Origin of the sequence: Micromonospora cremea (assembly GCF_900143515.1) — a bacterium.
Taxonomy (GTDB): Bacteria; Actinomycetota; Actinomycetes; order Mycobacteriales; family Micromonosporaceae; genus Micromonospora; species Micromonospora cremea.
On the sequence record NZ_FSQT01000001.1, the window covers coordinates 2,578,027 to 2,595,726 of the forward strand.

General features: G+C 71.0%; 13 protein-coding genes. 6 read left to right on the forward strand and 7 right to left on the reverse strand.

What is annotated here, in order from left to right:
- The first annotated feature begins 91 nt into the window (after positions 1-91).
- Complete coding sequence (locus BUS84_RS11830) at positions 92-1,435, forward strand: glycoside hydrolase family 18 protein (protein WP_074311350.1); 1,344 nt, start codon at positions 92-94, stop codon at positions 1,433-1,435.
- Positions 1,436-1,543: 108 nt separating this feature from the next.
- Here the strand turns inward: BUS84_RS11830 and BUS84_RS11835 are convergent, their stop codons facing one another.
- Complete coding sequence (locus BUS84_RS11835; RefSeq protein WP_143728338.1) at positions 1,544-1,939, reverse strand: effector-associated constant component EACC1; 396 nt, start codon at positions 1,937-1,939, stop codon at positions 1,544-1,546.
- A 179-nt stretch (positions 1,940-2,118) separates the two neighbouring features.
- Here BUS84_RS11835 and BUS84_RS11840 point away from each other — a divergent pair, with 179 nt between their 5' ends.
- Positions 2,119-4,920, forward strand: coding sequence for a M14 family zinc carboxypeptidase (locus BUS84_RS11840; protein WP_244298482.1), 2,802 nt, complete (start codon positions 2,119-2,121; stop codon positions 4,918-4,920).
- Positions 4,921-5,235: 315 nt separating this feature from the next.
- Here the strand turns inward: BUS84_RS11840 and BUS84_RS11845 are convergent, their stop codons facing one another.
- Both BUS84_RS11845 and BUS84_RS11850 read right to left on the reverse strand, forming a co-directional pair.
- Positions 5,236-6,174, reverse strand: a complete 939-nt coding sequence (locus BUS84_RS11845; RefSeq protein ID WP_074311356.1) for a replication-relaxation family protein — start codon at positions 6,172-6,174, stop codon at positions 5,236-5,238.
- A 461-nt stretch (positions 6,175-6,635) separates the two neighbouring features.
- Complete coding sequence (locus tag BUS84_RS11850) at positions 6,636-7,367, reverse strand: DUF2637 domain-containing protein (protein WP_084757462.1); 732 nt, start codon at positions 7,365-7,367, stop codon at positions 6,636-6,638.
- A 1,279-nt stretch (positions 7,368-8,646) separates the two neighbouring features.
- On the opposite strand from BUS84_RS11850, the gene BUS84_RS11855 reads away from it, so the two are divergent.
- A complete protein-coding gene (locus BUS84_RS11855; RefSeq protein ID WP_074311360.1) occupies positions 8,647-10,011 on the forward strand; it encodes a serine hydrolase domain-containing protein in 1,365 nt (454 codons plus the stop codon).
- Between the two features lie 50 nt (positions 10,012-10,061).
- Positions 10,062-10,772: a SanA/YdcF family protein gene (locus BUS84_RS11860; protein WP_074311362.1), complete on the forward strand. Its 711-nt coding sequence runs from the start codon at positions 10,062-10,064 to the stop codon at positions 10,770-10,772.
- A 62-nt stretch (positions 10,773-10,834) separates the two neighbouring features.
- Here BUS84_RS11860 and BUS84_RS11865 read toward each other — a convergent pair whose 3' ends face one another.
- Positions 10,835-11,857 (reverse strand): LacI family DNA-binding transcriptional regulator, encoded by a 1,023-nt coding sequence (locus tag BUS84_RS11865; protein ID WP_074311364.1) that lies wholly within the window; start codon positions 11,855-11,857, stop codon positions 10,835-10,837.
- A 228-nt stretch (positions 11,858-12,085) separates the two neighbouring features.
- Here BUS84_RS11865 and BUS84_RS11870 point away from each other — a divergent pair, with 228 nt between their 5' ends.
- Positions 12,086-13,711 (forward strand): glycoside hydrolase family 43 protein, encoded by a 1,626-nt coding sequence (locus BUS84_RS11870; protein ID WP_074311366.1) that lies wholly within the window; start codon positions 12,086-12,088, stop codon positions 13,709-13,711.
- 52 nt (positions 13,712-13,763) lie between these two features.
- Here BUS84_RS11870 and BUS84_RS11875 read toward each other — a convergent pair whose 3' ends face one another.
- Entirely contained in the window at positions 13,764-14,591 is an 828-nt protein-coding gene (locus BUS84_RS11875) for an ABC transporter permease (RefSeq protein WP_084757356.1), read from the reverse strand.
- Between the two features lie 57 nt (positions 14,592-14,648).
- On the reverse strand, positions 14,649-15,875 hold the full coding sequence (locus tag BUS84_RS11880) for an MFS transporter (protein WP_074311370.1): 1,227 nt from the start codon (positions 15,873-15,875) through the stop codon (positions 14,649-14,651).
- A 41-nt stretch (positions 15,876-15,916) separates the two neighbouring features.
- Between BUS84_RS11880 and BUS84_RS11885 the strand changes: the two genes are divergently transcribed.
- Positions 15,917-17,059 carry an ROK family transcriptional regulator gene (locus BUS84_RS11885; RefSeq protein WP_074311372.1) on the forward strand — a complete coding sequence of 381 codons (1,143 nt, stop codon included), beginning with the start codon at positions 15,917-15,919 and terminating at the stop codon, positions 17,057-17,059.
- On the opposite strand, the gene BUS84_RS11890 is transcribed toward BUS84_RS11885, so the two are convergent.
- Positions 17,056-17,661, reverse strand: a complete 606-nt coding sequence (locus tag BUS84_RS11890) for a TIGR03086 family metal-binding protein (protein ID WP_074311374.1) — start codon at positions 17,659-17,661, stop codon at positions 17,056-17,058. The two genes, BUS84_RS11885 and BUS84_RS11890, sit on opposite strands and share 4 nt — an antisense overlap.
- Positions 17,662-17,700: the final 39 nt, after the last annotated feature.

Genomic DNA, 17,700 nt, shown 5'->3' on the forward strand with positions numbered 1-17,700 from the left:
ACGGCTCTTGACCGTTGACCGTGATCGGCTTAACTTCATCAATCAGACAAGACTCTTTACTAATTCCGCTCCATTCCTCGTGGGAGTGCCGATGCGACCATTCCGCCACCGCCGCCTGACCGCCGTCGTCGCCCTGGCGACCATGCTGCTCACCGCTGCCCCGCCAACCGCTGCGAGCGCGGGTGACAAGCCCGACCGTCGGGCCGGCTACCACCGGGTCGGCTACTTCACCCAGTGGGGCATCTACGGCCGGGCCTTCCCGGTCAAGAAGCTCGACACCTCCGGGGCGGCGAGCCGCCTCACCCACGTCAACTACGCCTTCGGCAACGTCAGCGAGGACGGACGCTGCTATGTGGACGGCGGGCCGGGCGAGGGCGACGCGTGGGCCGACTACCAGCGTCCGGTCCCATCCGAGGAGAGCGTCGACGGCGTCGCCGACGCCCCGGGCCAGGCGCTCAACGGGAACTTCGGCCAACTGGCCAAGCTGAAGGCCAAGCACCGCGACCTGAAGGTGCTGATCTCCCTGGGTGGCTGGAGCTGGTCGACGTACTTCTCGAACGCCGCCCGCACCGACGCCTCCCGCAAGGCGTTCGTCGCCTCCTGCATCGACCTCTACCTCAAGGGCAACCTGCCCGGCGGGGACGGCGCCGCGGGCGGACCGGGTGCCGCCGCCGGCGTCTTCGACGGCATCGACCTGGACTGGGAGTGGCCGAACTGGGCCGGTGAGCCGGGCAACGTCATCCGCCCGCAGGACCGGGAGAACTTCACCAAGCTGCTCGCCGAGTTCCGCCGGCAACTAGACGCGTACGGGCGCACGACCCGCGCGCACTACGCGCTGACCGCCTTCCTGCCGGCCAACCCCGCCACCATGGACGCCGGCTACGAGGGTCGCAAGATCTTCAAGTACCTGGACTTCGCCACCGTGCAGGGGTACGACTTCCACGGCGGCTGGGACGCGGTCACCAACCAGCAGTCCGCGCTGCGCGTACCGGCCGGCGCCCCGGACAACCCGGACTTCTCCGCCGAGGTGGCCATCGACGGCTGGATCGCCCGCGGCGCGCCACGCGACAAGCTGGTCCTGGGCATCCCGTACTACGGTCGCGGCTGGACCGGCGTCACCGGCGGCGGCAACGGCCTCTTCCAGCCGGCCACCGGGCCCGCGCCGGCCACCTTCGAGCCCGGGTACGAGGACTACAAGCAGCTCAAGACCCTGGCCGGCAACGGCTACACCGTGCACCGCGACCTGCGCTCCGGGCACGCCTGGCTGTTCGACGGTACGACCTTCTGGACGTACGACGACCCGGCGGTCGTGCTGCAGAAGACGCTCTACATCCGGCGGGCCGGCCTGGCCGGGGCGATGATCTGGTCGCTGGACGGCGACGACGACAACGCCACGTTGACCAAGACGATCGGCGCCGGGCTGACGACCTGGTAGCCGTACCTCACACGCCGCAGTTTCCCGGCCCGTCGCCGACCGATCCTTCGGCCGGCGGCGGGCCGGCAGGCCATTCGACGGAGGATCAGCGCCCGGCGTCTCGGTGTCTCACGGCTCGCTCGTCTCGGGTTGCACCGCGCGCACCGCCGCCTCGATCAGCGCGGTGACCTGGTCCATGTCCCGGGCCTGGCGCACGTCCAGCTCGGCCGACCAACCGTCGGGACGGGCGAGCCGCACCGTCACGTCCTCGCGGCGGTGGGCCAGCCAGCCGGCGATCGCCTGGACCAGCACCATGACGGCGCCTCCGCTGTCGACAGTCACCACCAGCACGTCCGGGACCCCCGCCGACCCCTGCTCGGCCGGCGTCGGACCGGCGGGCGCGGTGGTCACCTGTCCGCGAAGGCGCTCCTCGGATCGCAGCCAGGACGCCAGAGAACGTCGGGCATCGGCAGACGGAAGATCGGGATAGACCGAGAGCGTGATCGTGTCCTGAGACGTCGGCACCGTCTTCTCCTTCCGGGCGAGGCCACCCGCACACCCTCATCCTGCCAGCCGATCCCCCGCCGGGCATCCCACGCAGTTACCGAAGTCGATCAGACCTTGACCCGGGTACCGGCGGTTCATAGGCTCCGGCCACTGCGAGGCTTTTCCCGAGAAGGGAAACACGAGACATGGCCCCATCGATGCGTCCGTCCTGGACGGCTCCCACGAGGCGGCTGGCGAGTGCCGCCGCGATCACCCTCCTGCTCGGCACGATTCCCCTGCTCAGCGGCACATCCGCCGCGAGCGCCGCCCAATCCTCCGCCCCCTGCAGCACCGACCCGACGGCACGTCTGAGCACCGTGCCCGCCCCGGAGACCGTGCTCGGCTTCCCGCTCGGGGTGGGTCAGGAGCGGGTCGTCACCAACGACGAGGTCCGGACCTACCTGGGAGCGGTGGACGGCGCCTCCGACCGGGTCGTCACCGGAGTGATGGCCACCAGCGTGCTCGGTCAGCCGCTGCCGTACGCGGTGGTGTCCAACGAGCGCAACGTCCGGCCCGCCGCGCTGCGCGAGATCGCCGACGACGTGCGGGACCTGCGCGATCCCCGCCGCACCAGCGCGAGGACGGCCGCCCGGACCGCCAACGACAGCCCGGCCATCGTCTGGGTCACCGCGAACGTGCACGGCGGCGAGAAGAGCGGCACCGACGCGGCGCTCAAGACGCTGTACGAGCTGGCCGCCGGCCTGTCCTGCGCGGTCGAGAAGCGCAACGACAACCTGGTCACCATCATCGTCCCGACGCAGAACCCGGACGGCCGCGACGCGACCCGGCGGCAGAACGAGTTCGGCTTCGACATGAACCGGGACTGGTTCGCCCGCACCCAGCAGGAGACCGACGGCAAGCTCGAACTCCTGCGCCGCTACCCGCCGCAGGTCTTCATCGACGCCCACGAGATGACTGGCCGCCAGTACTTCTTCCCGCCCAACGCGGACCCGATCCACCACGAGATCGCCGGCGAGGCAGTCGACTGGATCAACCGGATCGGCGAGGCAAACAAGGCCGGATTCGGCTACAACGGCGCCTGCGAAAACGACGACGACGCCGAGTGCTACTTCAACTACTCGACCTACGACATGTTCTTCATGGGCTACGGCGACACCGTGCCGACCACCGGCTTCGGCGCGGCCGGCATGACGTACGAGAAGGGCAGCGCCTCGGCGGTGGCCGACCGGGTCCAGCAGCAGTTCAACACCCAGTGGGCGACGCTCGGTTGGGCCGCCGCGAATAAGCACGAGGTGCTGAGCGACTACTTCGACATCTGGACCGACGCGCTCGCCCAGGGCAGGGCGGGCACGCTGGAGCCGAACGAGGTGGTCCAGCCCACCAACGAGGTCCAGTTCCCGGTGCCCGATATCAAGATCCGCTCGTACTTCCTGCTGCCCGACCGGCAGCTCGCCGACGTCCGCCAGCTCGTCGAGCGGCTGCGCCGGATGGACGTCGAGGTGTACGAGGTGCAGAAGCCGACCCGGGTACCCACCGCGCGGGTCTTCGGCGGCCGGACGGCCACCAACGTGACCGTGCCCAAGGGCGCGTACTGGATCCCGATGGACCAGCCGCAGAAGCACTGGATCCAGGCGATCATGGGCGAGGACCCGTACGTCCCCTTCCCCTACTTCTACGACGTGTCCTCCTGGAGCAACCCGCTGCTGATGGGTGTCTCCACCATCTACACCGGCGACAACGTCCGGCCGAAGGCGCAGCTGGTCCGCACGATCTCCGGCGGCCGCAGCGGGTTGGCGTGGCCGTGGGGCTCGTACACGTACCCGCTGGACTCCGCGGCAGCCGCGGAGTTCACCTTCACCCTGCTCGGTCGCGACGTGCCGCTCGTGCGCAACCTGGAGACCAGCACGGTCGCCCTCCCGGCGAGCAGGCTGAGCCGTACGGTCGACGAGCTGGCCGAATCGTTCGGGGTGACCCTCACCCCGGGCGGACGGGCCAGCGGGACCCGACTCGCCCTGCCGGACGTGGGGCTGTTCCAGGGCACCGGTATCTCCACCACGTCCGGCTCACACGGCGAGGCCCGGTACGTGCTCGGCAAGCGGTGGGGGCTCGACCTCACACCGGTGATCACGGCCGACATCAACGACAACACCGAGGCGTTCACCGGACGCACGGTCCTGCTGGTGCCGGACGGCAGCAGCCCGACCGGCGGCCTCACCGCCGCCGGGCAGGCCAACCTGCGCGACTGGATCGCCCAGGGCCACACCTACATCGGGCTGCGCAACGAGGGCACCCGGGTGGCTCGGGCAGCCGGGCTCACCTCCACCACCGAGAAGACCAAACCGGCCGGGTACCAGGTGATCGGCTCGCACCTGCGGGTCGACGTCGACCACGACAGCCCGGTCGCGCTGGGCCGCCCGGCGGAGGACTTCGAGTTCAACAACAGCGACCCGATCCTCAACCCGAGCACCACCGGGACCAACGTGCTCCGCTACCCGGCGGGCGACACCTTCTGGGCCAACGGCTACACCGTCGGCGACGACGCGCTGAAGGGCACGGCGGCACTGGTCGACGAGCCGACCGGCGCCGGCCGGGCGGTGCTGTTCGCGTTCAACCCGCTCTTTCGGGCGTACAACGAGAACGGTCTGCACCTGGTGGCCAACGCGCTGCTCTACCCGGCGCGCGCGACCACCGCGCCGGACGCCCGGCGCACGCCGGGCATCGACCCGGCGCGCGCCAGCGCCGCCGCCGCGCCGGTGGCGGCGGACCTGGGTGGCGGGTGGCGGCCGATCACCATCGAGGTGGCGGCGGGCGACCTCCCGCGCACCCGGGCCATCGTCGAACGCTTCACCTCCGGCGCCCAGGCGTCCGCAAAGGGCGGTTCGGCGTACGTGGTGATCCCGAACCCGCAGGGACTCCAAGTGGACGAACACCCGTTCGCGAGTGATCTGGTGCGCGCCCTGCGCGACGCCAGGGTGCCGCTGCGGTCGGTGGTGGGCTGACAAATCGCTGCACAGCGAAGCGCCCGTCCCCTCGACCGGGGGGGCGGGCGCTTCGGCGCATTCTGGGCCGGTTCCGGATGTGCCGGCGCCCGCCCTTCCTCCGGTCGGTGGAGCTGACCTTCGGCAGTGACCCGCAGCCGAGGCCCGGCTGACGGCTAGGGGGTTGCCGTTGACGACCAGGCCGGCCGGGGGCCGGTGGTGGAGTCCGGAGCCTGTGGAGCTGATGTCGCCAACGATGCAGGCGGGCGGGGCGATCGGGTGTCACGCGGCGTGTCAGCCTCGCCGGCCGCGTGACGCCCCACCTGGCCTGGGCCATCAGGCTGTCCGCTCATTGACGCGGGGCGCGGTGTGGGCCGGAAACTCATCGTCGTGGTGGGTGTCGCTGTAGGGCAGGTCGATGAGGCGGTGGCGGTCGGCGCTGCCGCCGGTCAGTTGCCAGATCTGCTCGGCGGGGCTGGCGCCGAATGCGAGGCGCAGTTCGGTCGTAGCAGTGGCGATGACCGTGTCCAAATCGAGGCCAGCGAGGCGGTGGTGCAGGTTCGCTTCGCGGCGGGCGGAGGGTAGATGGAACAGCACTGGCCACGCCCAGTTGCTGAGGCAGACCAGCCGTTCGTACTTGGCAATCTTCTCGGTGAGGACGTCGAGGCGTTCGCGGCCGGTGTCGTACTCGAGGAAGAACGGCACGGACCGTCCGTGCTCGGTCCACACCCCGGCGCCGTCGGGGCGGGGCAGTTCAGTCGGTCCGTGGACCATCATCTGCGGGTTGCCGCCTCGGCGGTAGAACACCCCGGGCTTGTGGAAGGCCGAGGCCGGCTGCCACCGGTCCAGGGCCGTGTCGGGGTGGGTGCGGGCGTGGGCGGCGAGGTCGATGAAGACCTGGTTGCCGCCGAGCAGGTGCGGCAGGTCCGGCCGGGCGGTCAGGGACTGCTTTCGGCGGCGGGCCTGGTCCCGGCGTGGTCGTCCGAGTCCGCGTTGGGCGTGGACGTGGTCGTAGCCGAGCTGGTCCAGGACGTAGTGGTACGGGTAGGAGCCGCCGTAGGCCCGGTTGGGTCGGAACCGGTCTGTCGCCCTCAGGACGGTGAGGCGACGTAGCCGGCGTTGGGCGAAGTCCAGGGACGGGAACAGGGCGGCGCCGATCTGGTCGGTGGTGAACACACCGTGGTCGTAGAGCCAGCCGAGGAGCCGGTCGTCGCGGGCGGTGATGCTGGCCTGTAGACGCAGCAGCGGGTCCGGAGCCGGTAGCGGTTTACGCATGGCCGGCCCCTGGGGGGACACCCCACACATGAGGGTGTGTCTGGAGCCGGCCCGCGCTCCTGAAAGGGAGCCTGACCTGGGCTGTGAGCGAGTACGGGGGGTCAGTTCGGGGGTCAGGATCAAGACGGACAGTAGAACGGGGACCGACATCGACACCGCAACGGCGAGTCACACCGCGTCCGGCGTAACGGTGCCGTGAGAGTCCGAATGAGCCCGGTCGGTGACGGCGTTGGCGGCGCAGGTGATGGTCGTTGTGCGGGGTCATGATGCGTGATGCTCCTCGATCAGGAATGCGGATGGGTTTTCGATGCGCGCCCGAGCTGCTGCGGCCGGACAGCCGGCGGCGGGCGACGTCGCGGTGACAGTTCTGTCAGGTTCTGTCAGGTCGCGGGCTCGCTGGCAGACGAAAGAGCTGGTCTGACAGCGGCGGTCCGGTCTGACAGAGGATGCTCGTGGTTCGGTCACGCGGCCTCCATTCGCGGCAGTTCCGGCGCAGTCGGAGCCGGTGGAGTGGTCTCGGCGCGCAGGACGCGCACGAGCGCGCAGGCGGTGGCGTTTGACAGCTGATGCCCGTCCAGGCGCAGCTGTCCGGCGAGGGCTTTGCGGGATAGCGGTGTCCCTGCGGCAGTAAGGGCGCGGGCGGCGGTCCGGGCGGCCGGGACCAGCGCCGCCACCTGCGGGCCGTCGTCGCCGATTGCTGCCTCGTGGTCCCGGCGGTCCGGGACCGTCCGGCCCTGGTCCGCAGCGGCGGGGACCGCGGCAGTGGGGTCCCGGACCGTCTCGCTGGTGTCCGAGACGAACGTGTCAGCGACAAGCGTCGGTCGTGGCCCGGTCCGATCGGGCCGGGCGGTCCGGTGAGGGGTCGGGTCCATACGGCCGAGGGCGATCTTTACCATCGCCAGGAATCCGAGCGCCGGTAGCGCGGCGGCCATCCAGCCGATCACCGACGCCTCGGCCTCCACCACCTGCGCGGCCAGGGACAGCAACACCGCCAACGTCAGCACCGTGCTGGGGAAGGCGACGCTGGTGCCTAGGCGCCGGTGGCGGCGCAACTCCAAACCGGCGGCGATCGACGTCAACTCCAGCACGACCGCGTCGGCCCAGGCCAACCAGCCCGGCTGGCCATGCGCCGCCGCGACGTCATGCACATGCGTGAACGACGCCGCGCCCGCCGCGCAGCCGATCAACAGCATGATCGCCACCTGGACCATGTCTTCGAGCCGCTGTCGCCTCGGCCTCGCCTCACCGGGCGGATGGTGGGGTCGATGCTCAGGTGTCGCCAACGGCCCACCGCCTGTCCACAAACGCTCCGCGCGACGCCGCGGCTGGCGTCAAGGCGCGCAGACGAACCGGGACAGCAGCCGCCGTCTCGGCCGGATTGATGTGGTGTGTAGTCACATTCTTCTCCAAGGGTGAGGTTGTAGCTTCGAGGTGCGGAACCAAGTGGAATCCGCCCCGGTCGCGTCTGCCCGCTCCGATACCTTCGGGCAGCCGCGACCCTGCCAGGTGACGCCCGGCCGGGCGGACCCCTCGTGCGTGCAGGGGCCAAGAAAAGTCACTGTGGTCGAGTCAACGGACACGCCAAACCCCGCGCAGGGGCAGGCACCAGGGCAGCAGGCATCGCCCGCAACCCGCATAGCAGGCCTCGGACAGCAGCATGGACACAGGGCAGACGGCCAAGCCGAGCCACAAAGGGTCAGGACTCACCACCGACAGCGCCACAAAAGCGCCTCCGTGGTGCGGCGGCTCAACTCGCCGACAGACGATCCCTCATGTGGGTCCTCCCATCACTCGACGCTCCCGCGCGTCGGCGCGAACAACAGCAGGCACCCACTGTGGGAATGCCTGCCCGCTGCCATCGGCCGACCGCGCCAGCCAGCGCCGCGGGAACGCCTATCCAGTACGCCCCGGAAACCCGATCGAGTCAACCCCCGATTTGCAACAGGTCGGTCACCGAGTCTTACCGGCAGTCCGACCGAGTGCTATACGTTCCGCCCGAGTACTCCCCAGTCCCCTGCGGCCGTACGGAATCGGCGGAAGTCCCTCGCTGCCGCTCAAGAGGTGGACGGCCGATCTCACCATGCAAACCAGGCCGTGACCCGAGCCGACCTCTCGACGTCTGCCGAAAAGCCATCGCGGGCCGCAATTCCTCGACGAAGCCCGTAATTCGCCGGAGCAACCAATACGTCCGCGCGGCGGGTGGCCAGTGCGCGCGAGAGCTGGCACGTTGCCCGTGGCTGGTATGACATTCAATGTGACCGTCATCGCGGCTCTCTTGCTCTTCTGCGTCATCGCCCTGATGGTCGGCTGGATAGTTGTCGCGTCCGCGTTCGGTGGCATGTTGAGGTGGCCGCGTCGACTCCTCCGAGGAGGTGCGCAACTGCGCTGCCAATGACTTCTACAGCCGCTTCCAGGGCCCCGAGCGGACCGACGGGGTGGCGTGCGGGCGGGCCGGCTGCCACCATCACGGGCATGCCCGTTGCCCGTCGCACGCTGCTCGGCGCCGGCCTGGCCGCCGCGACCTCCGCCCTCACCGGCTGCCGTGACACCGGCGCAGCGGCCCCGGGTTGGACCGCCGCCGACGATGCGGTGACCGCGACCGACGTCGCCGGCAACAGGGCGGGGTTCGGCCCGGCCACGAAACCCGGGTACGGCACGGTGAACCCCGGCGGCGGCACCTCGCCGTGGCAGGCCCGCTATGCCGCGGACGTGAGCGCGCTGCTGCGGCGACACCTGCCCGCCACGCCGCAGACCTTCCAGCACAGCGGCTTCCCCGGTGCCGTCGCCGTCGTCCTGGTCAACGGCAAGACGACGGTGCACACCGCTCTCGGGGAGGCGCTCCGCTACGCGGCGGGCCCGAAACTCCTCGCAGCGGACAAACGCGTTCCGATGCGCGGCGACTCCATCTTCGACCTCGCCTCGGTCACCAAGGTCTACACCGCCATCCTGCTCCTGCAGCAGGTCGACAAGGGGCGCGTCGACCTCGCCGCCCCCGTCCGCGACTACCTGCCCGCCTTCACCGGCACCGGCAAGGACCAGGTCACCGTCGAGATGCTGCTCACCCACACCAGCGGCCTCCCCGTCGGCGCCAAGGTCACCGGTCTGGCGGACAACGCGGCCCGGTGGAACGCCGTGCTCGCCACCCCCCTGGTCTCCGGCGCCGTGCCCGGCACGACGTTCCGCTACTCCAGCGTCGGGCTCATGGTCGCCGGCAAGATCGTGGAAAAGGTCACCGGTCAGGGCCTCGAGCAGGCTCTCACGACCAACCTCACCGGCCCCCTCGGCCTGCGCAGCACCGGCTTCAACCCCAACACCTGGCTGTCCAGCGACGCCAGGACCACCCGCCTGGTCGCCACCGACGCCCGCTCGTCCCGCGGCCTGCTTCGCGGCACTGTCCACGACGACGTCGCCAACCACCTCGGCGGCATCGCCGGTCACGCCGGCATCTTCGCCAGCGCCACCGACCTGGCCGCCATCGGCCAACTCCTCCTCAACGGCGGCACATACCAGGGCAAGCGCATCCTCGCCGCCGCGACCGTTCGCCGGATGCTCACCAACCACAACGCCGGGAAACCCGCCATCGACCCCGAGCGCCCCAACCGCACCTCCGCCCACGGCCTCGGTGTCGTCCTCAACCAACCCTGGTTCATGGGCAGGCTCGCCTCCCCCGAAACCTTCGGCCACACCGGCTTCGCCGGGCCCTCACTCCTGGTCGACCCGAACCGCAGACTCGTCCTGGCCCTGCTCACCAACCGGGCCCACCCCAACTGGAGCTGGGCGGACCCCGACCCCGTACGCGCCGCCGTCGGCGACGTCCTCGCCAAGGCCCTGCCCTGAGTGGTGCCCGCAGCACCGGCGGGCCGGAGGAGCAGGAATAATCCCGCGGCATGCGGGGACGAATCGGTGCGGTCCGACGGTGGTACGCCGAGCACAGGCGGGTCGTCCGTCGTAGCCTGCTCGCGCTGGTCGCTGGTGTGGTGCTGCTGGGCGGCGGCGGCACCCTGGCCAGCGTGGTGTGGATTCGCGGTGACGCGGATGACCACATCTACAGCGAGGCCCGTGTGCCGGACGCGCCGGTCGCCCTGGTCCTGGGCACCAAGGTGGACGCGGACGGCGAGCCGTCACCGTTCCTCGCCGCCCGGTTGGAGATCGCGCGGCGGCTGTTCGACGCCGGCAAGGTTCGGGCGATCCTGGTGTCCGGCGACAACATGAACGCCGACTACGACGAGCCCGGGGCGATGATGCGCTGGCTGGTCGACCGGGGCGTGCCGGCGCAGCAGGTGGTGCTGGACCACGCCGGCTTCGACACGTACGACTCGTGCGCGCGAGCCGAGCGGATCTTCGGGGTGAAGCGTGCGACCGTGGTGACCCAGTCCTTCCACCTGCCCCGCGCCGTGGCTCTGTGCCGGCGCCTGGGCATCGACGCCAGCGGCGTGGGCGACGAGACCGTGAAGCGGTACGGCCGACCGTGGCGGGTCAGCTCGACCCGCGAGTACGGTGCCTGCCTGAAGGCGGCTCTGGACCTGCTCTCGGGCCGGGACCCGGTCCATCTGGGCCGCCGCGAGACCGGCGTCGACGACGCTCTCCGGAAGGGCTGACACGGTCGCGGTCCTGGCGCCCGGCCACCGACGCGGATCCGGCAGCCTCGGCCGGCGTCCCGTCAGGGGTGCCGGGGTGCTGCGGCGCTGTCGCGTTCGATGAGGTCGGTGGCGAGTTCGACGCGCGGGCTTTCGATCGTCTCGCCGCAGGCGAGCCGCAGCACGGTACGCGCGGCCAGCATGCCCATCTTGGCCAGGGGTTGGCGGACCTTGGTCAGCGGCGACGAGCACCACTGGACCTCCGGCAGGTCGTCGAAGCCGACCACGCTGATGTCGTCGGGCACCCGTAGGCCGCGTTTGCGGACCGCCTCGTAGACGCCGAGCGCCATCTGGTCGCTGGCGGCGAAGATGGCGGTCGGCGGGTCGGGCAGGCACAGCAGTTGCGTACCGGCGGTGTAGCCGGCCTCGTGGTAGAAGTTGCCGGGGCGGATCAGGGTGTCGTCGACAGCGATACCGGCGGCGGCGAGCGCCGCGCGGTAGCCGTCCAGACGGGCCCTGCTGCACATCAGGTGCGGTGGACCGGCGATGAAGCCGATGCGGCGGTGGCCGAGTCCGAGCAGGTACTGGCTGGCGCTCAGGCTGCCCGCCCAGTTGGTGGCGCCGATGGTGGGTGCCGCCTGCGGGTCGATGCCGGCGGGGTCGACGATCACCACCGGGAGGTGGAGCCGGCTCAGCTCGGCCTGGAGCGGCGGATTCACCATCGAGGTCACGAAGATGACCCCGTCGGTAAAGCGGGCGCGCATGTTGTCGAGCCACTGCTTCGCCGAGAGGATGCGCCAGTGGATGGCCGAGACGACGGTGCCGACGCCGCTGCTCAGCGCGACGTCCTCCACCCCACGGATGATCTCCACTGCCCATGGGCTGTCCAGGTCGTTGAAGACCAGGTCGATCAGGGCGGCATCGGTCCCCCTGACGGACGAACGGCGGCGGTAACCGTGCAGGGTGAGAAGTTCCTCGACCCGTTCCCGGGTCTGGGGTGCGACGTCGGAGCGGCCGTTGATGACCCGGGAGACCGTGGGTACGGAGACGCCGGCCAGCCGCGCGATCACCGCGATGGTGACGGTTCGGCGGTTGTCGGATCCCATGGTCGGCCCTTCGTCTGGCTGAAGTCTCAGGTCGGCTCGACGGTTCGAAGGTGCATGTCCGAAACTTTCGGTGCTTCACCGAATCGATTGCCGGGACGCTACGAGTTGTTTCCACACTGGTCAAGGTCTCTGTCTTATTGCGAAAAGAGCGGCTAGCGTAGTCAGGGCTTCCACAACTTCCGGTCCGCAGAGCCGGAAGTTTCCGAAAAGCCGCACAGAGGAGCCCTCGTGTCGACCGACACCGCTGCCGCGGCGACCGCTGCCCGGTCGATCCGCAACCCTGTCCTCGCCGGGTTCCACCCGGACCCGTCGATCCTGCGCGTCGGCGACGACTACTACCTGGCCACCTCGACGTTCGAGTGGTACCCGGGGGTGCGCGTACACCATTCGCGCGACCTCGTGCACTGGCGGGCACTGGGCGGGATCATCACCGACCGTCGCCTGCTCGACCTTCGCGGCTGCGGGGATTCCAATGGGGTGTGGGCGCCCGACCTGACCTACCACGACGGCGAGTTCCACCTCGTCTACAGCGATGTCGCCAGCTTCGCCAGCGGCTACTGGGATCCGCAGAACTACCTGGTCACCGCCCCTGACATCGCCGGCCCCTGGTCGGATCCGGTACAGCTGCACGGGCGCGGTTTCGATGCCGCGCTGTTCCACGACGACGACGGCACCACCTGGCTGTTGAGCATGAGCGCGGACTGGCGACCCGGCCGGGACCGCTTCGCCGGCATCGAGATCCAGCAGTACGACCGGGTGGCGCGCGCTCTCGTCGGCCGACCCCGCCTGCTGTTCACCGGAACCCCGGTCGGGATGACCGAGGGCCCGCACCTCTACCGCCACGACGGCTGGTACTGGCTGATCACCGCCGAGGGTGGCACCAGTTGGGAGCACCAGGTCACCGTGGCGCGGTCACGGGAGCTGTTCGGGCCCTACGAGGTGGACCCGGACGGCTCGCTGCTCACCTCCGTCGGCCGACCCGACCTGCGCCTGCAGAAGGCCGGCCACGGCAGTCTGGTTCGCACTCCGGACGGCGGCTGGTACCTGGCGCACCTGGCCGGCCGCCCCTATTCGCCGCTGGGCAGCTGCGTGCTCGGCCGGGAGACCGCGATCCAGCGGGTCGACTGGCCGTCGGGGGGCTGGCCTCAGATCCCCGGCGGGGTGCCGGCGGAGGAGGTCGCCGCACCGGACCTGCCGGCGCACCCGTGGCCGGCGGATCCCGCCACCGACCATTTCGACGGCCCGGAGCTGGCCCGCTGCTGGTCGACGTTGCGCCGCCCGGCCAGCGCGGACTGGCTCGACCTGCGCTCCCGCCCGTCGCACCTGCGGATCTACGGCGGGCAGTCGCCAGTGGGCCGGCAGAGCCCCAGTCTGGTCGCGCGGCGCGTCGGGGCGACGCACTGCTCGCTGGAGACCGTGGTCGAGTTCGACCCGGTCGACCACCGCCAGCTCGCCGGGATCACCGCCTACTACAACACCCTCAACTGGCACCACCTCTACCTGAGCCGCGCCGACGATGGGCGGGTCGTCCTGGAGCTGCTCAGTTCCGACAACGGGCGGCGCACCCCGTACCCCGAACTGACCGTCGACGCCTGCGACGTCGCCCGCGTCGGCCTGCGGGCGACGTTCGACGGGCCTGTCGTGCGCTTCGAGTACGACCTTGGCGCCGGTTGGCGCCAGCTTCCGGTGGACCTGGACGCGACCATCCTGTCCGACGAGCACGCCGCGCTGATCATCGACGGGGAGCCGGCTGCGTGGGGTTTCACCGGAGCGTTCCTCGGCCTGTGGGTGCAGGACCTCGGCCGCGACGGCGCCTACGCCGACTTCGACCTGGCCACTTACCGGGAGCACTGACCGGCGTCCGTCCCCCACGGCCGACCGGAGATGGGGACCGCTTGATGAGCGGTCAGGGCTCCGCCCGGCTGGCCGGTTGTCGGGACAACCACGGCGCGACGCGGGTCCAGGCGCGATCCGCTCGCTGCGGCCCCGATCCGGCGCGCTGGAGCAGGCCACGGGCGACCAGGTCGACGGTGAGCACGACGGCGACGGCCTCGACGGCGAGGAGCCCGACGAGCACGACCAGCTGCGTCACACCGGCGGCGAGGGGGCTCGCCCCACCGAGCAGCACCCCGACGAACGCACCCGGCAAGGTCACCAGGCCCACCGTCCGGGTCTGGTCCAGTGCCGGGACCAGTGCCTGTCCGGCCGCCGGACGGCACACCAGCAGCACGGCGTCCCGTGGCAGCAGGCCCAGGGCCAGGCCGGCCTCCACCTCACCGCGCCGGCTGGTCAGCTCGTCCAGCGCGCGGCGACCGGCCAACGAGGTGGCGGTCATCGCCCCGCCGATCAGGATCCCCGCCACTGGAATGATCGCGATGCCACGCGGCGGCACCAGATTCGCCAGCAGCAATCCCAGCACCACCAGCATGCTGCCCGCGACGATCGGCGCGCCGGCCCACCACCCCTGCCCGCCACCGGTGATGCGCCGGCCGGAGGTGCCCGCCGCCACCACGCACATCAGGACGACGAACGCGGCCGTGGCCCAGAGCGACGACACGATGGCCGCGATCAGCAGCGACACGGCGCCCAGCTGGATCGCGGCACGGACGGCGGCGACCATGACCTCTCGACCGTGACCCAGCTTCCCCACGGTCACGACGACCGCCGCCACGAGGGTCAGGACCATCAGCGCCACGGCGAGCTTCGGGCCGACCACCAACATCGTCGAGGACATGAGATCAGTCTCGCGCCGCGTTGATCCGGACGCGTGCCCACGTCCCCGCCGGGTGGGTCAGTGCGCGACGGCGACCGGCTCCGCCTCGCGCGAGCGTCGGTCGGCTGACAGGCTGACACCGGCCAGGACCAGCCCGAGGACCGCCAGGGCCAGGCCCACCCGGGCGGGTGCGAGATAACCGAGCCCGGCGGCGATGGCGACGCTGCCCAGCGCAGCGCCCAGACTGTTCGCGATGTTCATGGCCGACTGGTTGACCGCCGCACCCATCAGCTGCGCTCCGGGGGCGACGGTGATCAGGCGCGCCTGCAGGACCGGACCCAGATAGAGGCTGGTCGCGCCGACCAGGAACGCACCCACGAACAGGCCGGTGCGGGTCGACGCGACGAGGCTGAACACGGCGATGCTCGCGATCATCGCGACGAAGCCGATGATCATGCTTCGGCGCAGGTCCCGGTCCGCGAGCCAGCCTCCCAGGGCATTGCCGACAGTCATGCCGAGACCGACCGCCACCAGCGCCCACGGCACGGTCGCGGCCGAGAGGCCGGCGACGTCGGTGGTGACCGGCGCGATGTAGGAGTCGACCGCGAAGAATCCGGCGAAGCCGACCGCCCCCGTCGCCGCGACCAGCCAGACCTGCGAGGTCCGCAGCGCCCTCAGCTCGGCGGCCGGCGAGCCGTCCGCCGCCGCGGCGACCTCCGGGACGACCGCCAGCACCGCCAGCAGGGTGAGCAGGAAGACGCCGGCGATGACCAGGTAGGCGATGCGCCAGCCGGCCGCCTGCCCGAGCCGGGTGATCAGCGGTACGCCCACCACGTTGGCCGCGGTCAGGCCGCTGAGCACGGTGGCGAAGCCGCGTGCCTCCCTGCCCGGACCCATCAGGGCCGCCGCGAGCAGGCCGGCGGCACCGAAGTACGCACCGTGCGGCAGCGCCGCGACGAACCGGGCCACCAGCACCAGGCCGAACGTCGGGGCGGTGGCGGACGCGATCGTGCCGACGGCGAAGAGGACGAGCAGCCCGAGGACGAGCTTCTTGCGGGGTACGCGCGCGCTCAGGGCGGCGATCAGGGGCGCTCCGACGACCACGCCGAGCGCGTAGGCGGTGATCATCCAGCCCGCCCGGGCCACCGCGCCCGACGACGAGTGGGCGTACTGCTCGGGAAGCAGGCCGCGCGCGATCTCGGGCAGCAGGCCCATCGCCACGAACTCGGTCAGGCCGACCGCGACGCCACCCAGGGCCAGGGCGACGACGGCAGCCAGGCGTCGACCTCTGCTCAATCCATGCACGGAGAGAATTTAGCAACAGCGTTGCGTAATATGGTGGTGAGATGACTCGCACCACAGCCGACGTGACGTTCCTGCGCGGCTACAACCAGGCGCTCGTCATGGCGGTGGGACGTACCGCGCGCACGTTCGAACGGTCCACCGTCGTCAACGCCACCGGCCTGACCCCGCAGGCTGTCTCCAAGGTCATCGCCCGCCTGGTCGCCGACGGCCTGATCCGGTCCGCCGGTGTCCGCCGCGCGTCCATCGGCAAGCCCGCGGTGGTCTACGAACTGGTCCCCGACAGCCGGTACGCCATCGGCGCCCACGTCGCCGGGCGCACTCTGCGGCTGGTCCTGGTCGACCTGGCCGGCACCGTGCAGCACTCGGCGGTCAGCCCGCTGCCCAGCGACTTCACCCCGGAGCAGCTTCTGCACACCCTGAAGTCGGGCATCGACGCCATCACCAGCGGCAACGACCTCCGCGGCCGACTGACCGGCGTGGGGCTCGGCATGATCGGCCCGCTGGACCACGAGCATGGCCTGGTGCGTGGCGCGCACGGTCTGCGGCACTGGCACGAGGTACCGCTGCGCGAGCTCGCCGAGGCGTACCTGGGCCTGCCGGTGCATCTCGACAAGGACGTCGCCGCGGGGATCACGGCCGAGGCGTGGCGCCATGGCGGAACGTTCGGCGACGCCGCGCTCATCATGGTCGAGTCGGGCATCGGCGGCGGCTTCTGGCTCGGCGGCGGCGCACACCGCGGCGCACACACCAACGCCGGAGAGTTCGGCCACACGGTCGTCGATCTGGACGGGCCCCTCTGCGTCTGCGGACGCCACGGCTGCCTGGAGATCGTCCACAACCAGGCCGCCGACGCGGGAGACATCCCTCGCGCGGCCCACGTCCTGGCGATCGGCGTGGTCAACCTGCTCCAGACACTCGACCTCGCCCACGTGGTACTGGCGGGCGCGGATCTCCTGCGGCACGCGGACATCTACCTCGCCGCGGTCGAGCAGGCCGTCCGGGCGGACACGCGGCGCAGGGACTGGCTCACCACGGACGTGGGCCTGTCGAGCCTCGGCGCGGACGCGATCGCCGCGGGCGCCGCCATGCAGGTCCTCGACGAGCAGTACGGCATCCCGGGTCTTGCCCCGCTCTCGGACTCCGCCCCGCCCCTCCCCCAGCGCGTGGCCACTGCCAGGCGCTAGGAAGCCACCGCTGCACTCCAGGCCGGGTCGCGGCCGGTGAGCCCGACGACCCGGTCGAGCAGCGCAGCCTCGTCCGGCACCGCGATCGACGGCCCGAACAGCCCCGGGGTGCCCTGGCTGCTCGCTTGTTGCGACACCAGACCATGGACCCACTCGAGGGTCCGCGGGTCGACGTCGTATGCCTGACCGGTCGCTCGGGCGAGATCCCAGCCGTGAACGAGCACCTCGTTCAGCGCGAACAGGCCCATGACCTCAGCCGGCAGCACGACGCCACCGGCCGCGGCTTCACCCGTCCAGGCGCTCGGTACGCGCCACGCGGCGGCCAGTTGGTCGAGCTGCGCGGGCAGGACCGTGCGCCACCCAGGGTCCAGGTTGGCCATCGTGGAATCGCCGGGCCCGCCCGGCGCAGCGTCGGGAGCCTTCTCGGCGGCCATCCGGAACGCGATCGTGAGCCCGACGAGATGATCGAGCAGGTCACCGACGACCCATCCCGCGCACGGGGTGGGAGAGGTGAGCTGGTCATCGGTCACCCTCTGCACCAGCGACGTCAACGCGCGGGACGCCTGTGCGAAGTCCGGGGTGGCGGTGGTGATGTCGGGCATCTCGCTACTCCTTCGGGACGGATCGTCCGCACGCTAGTC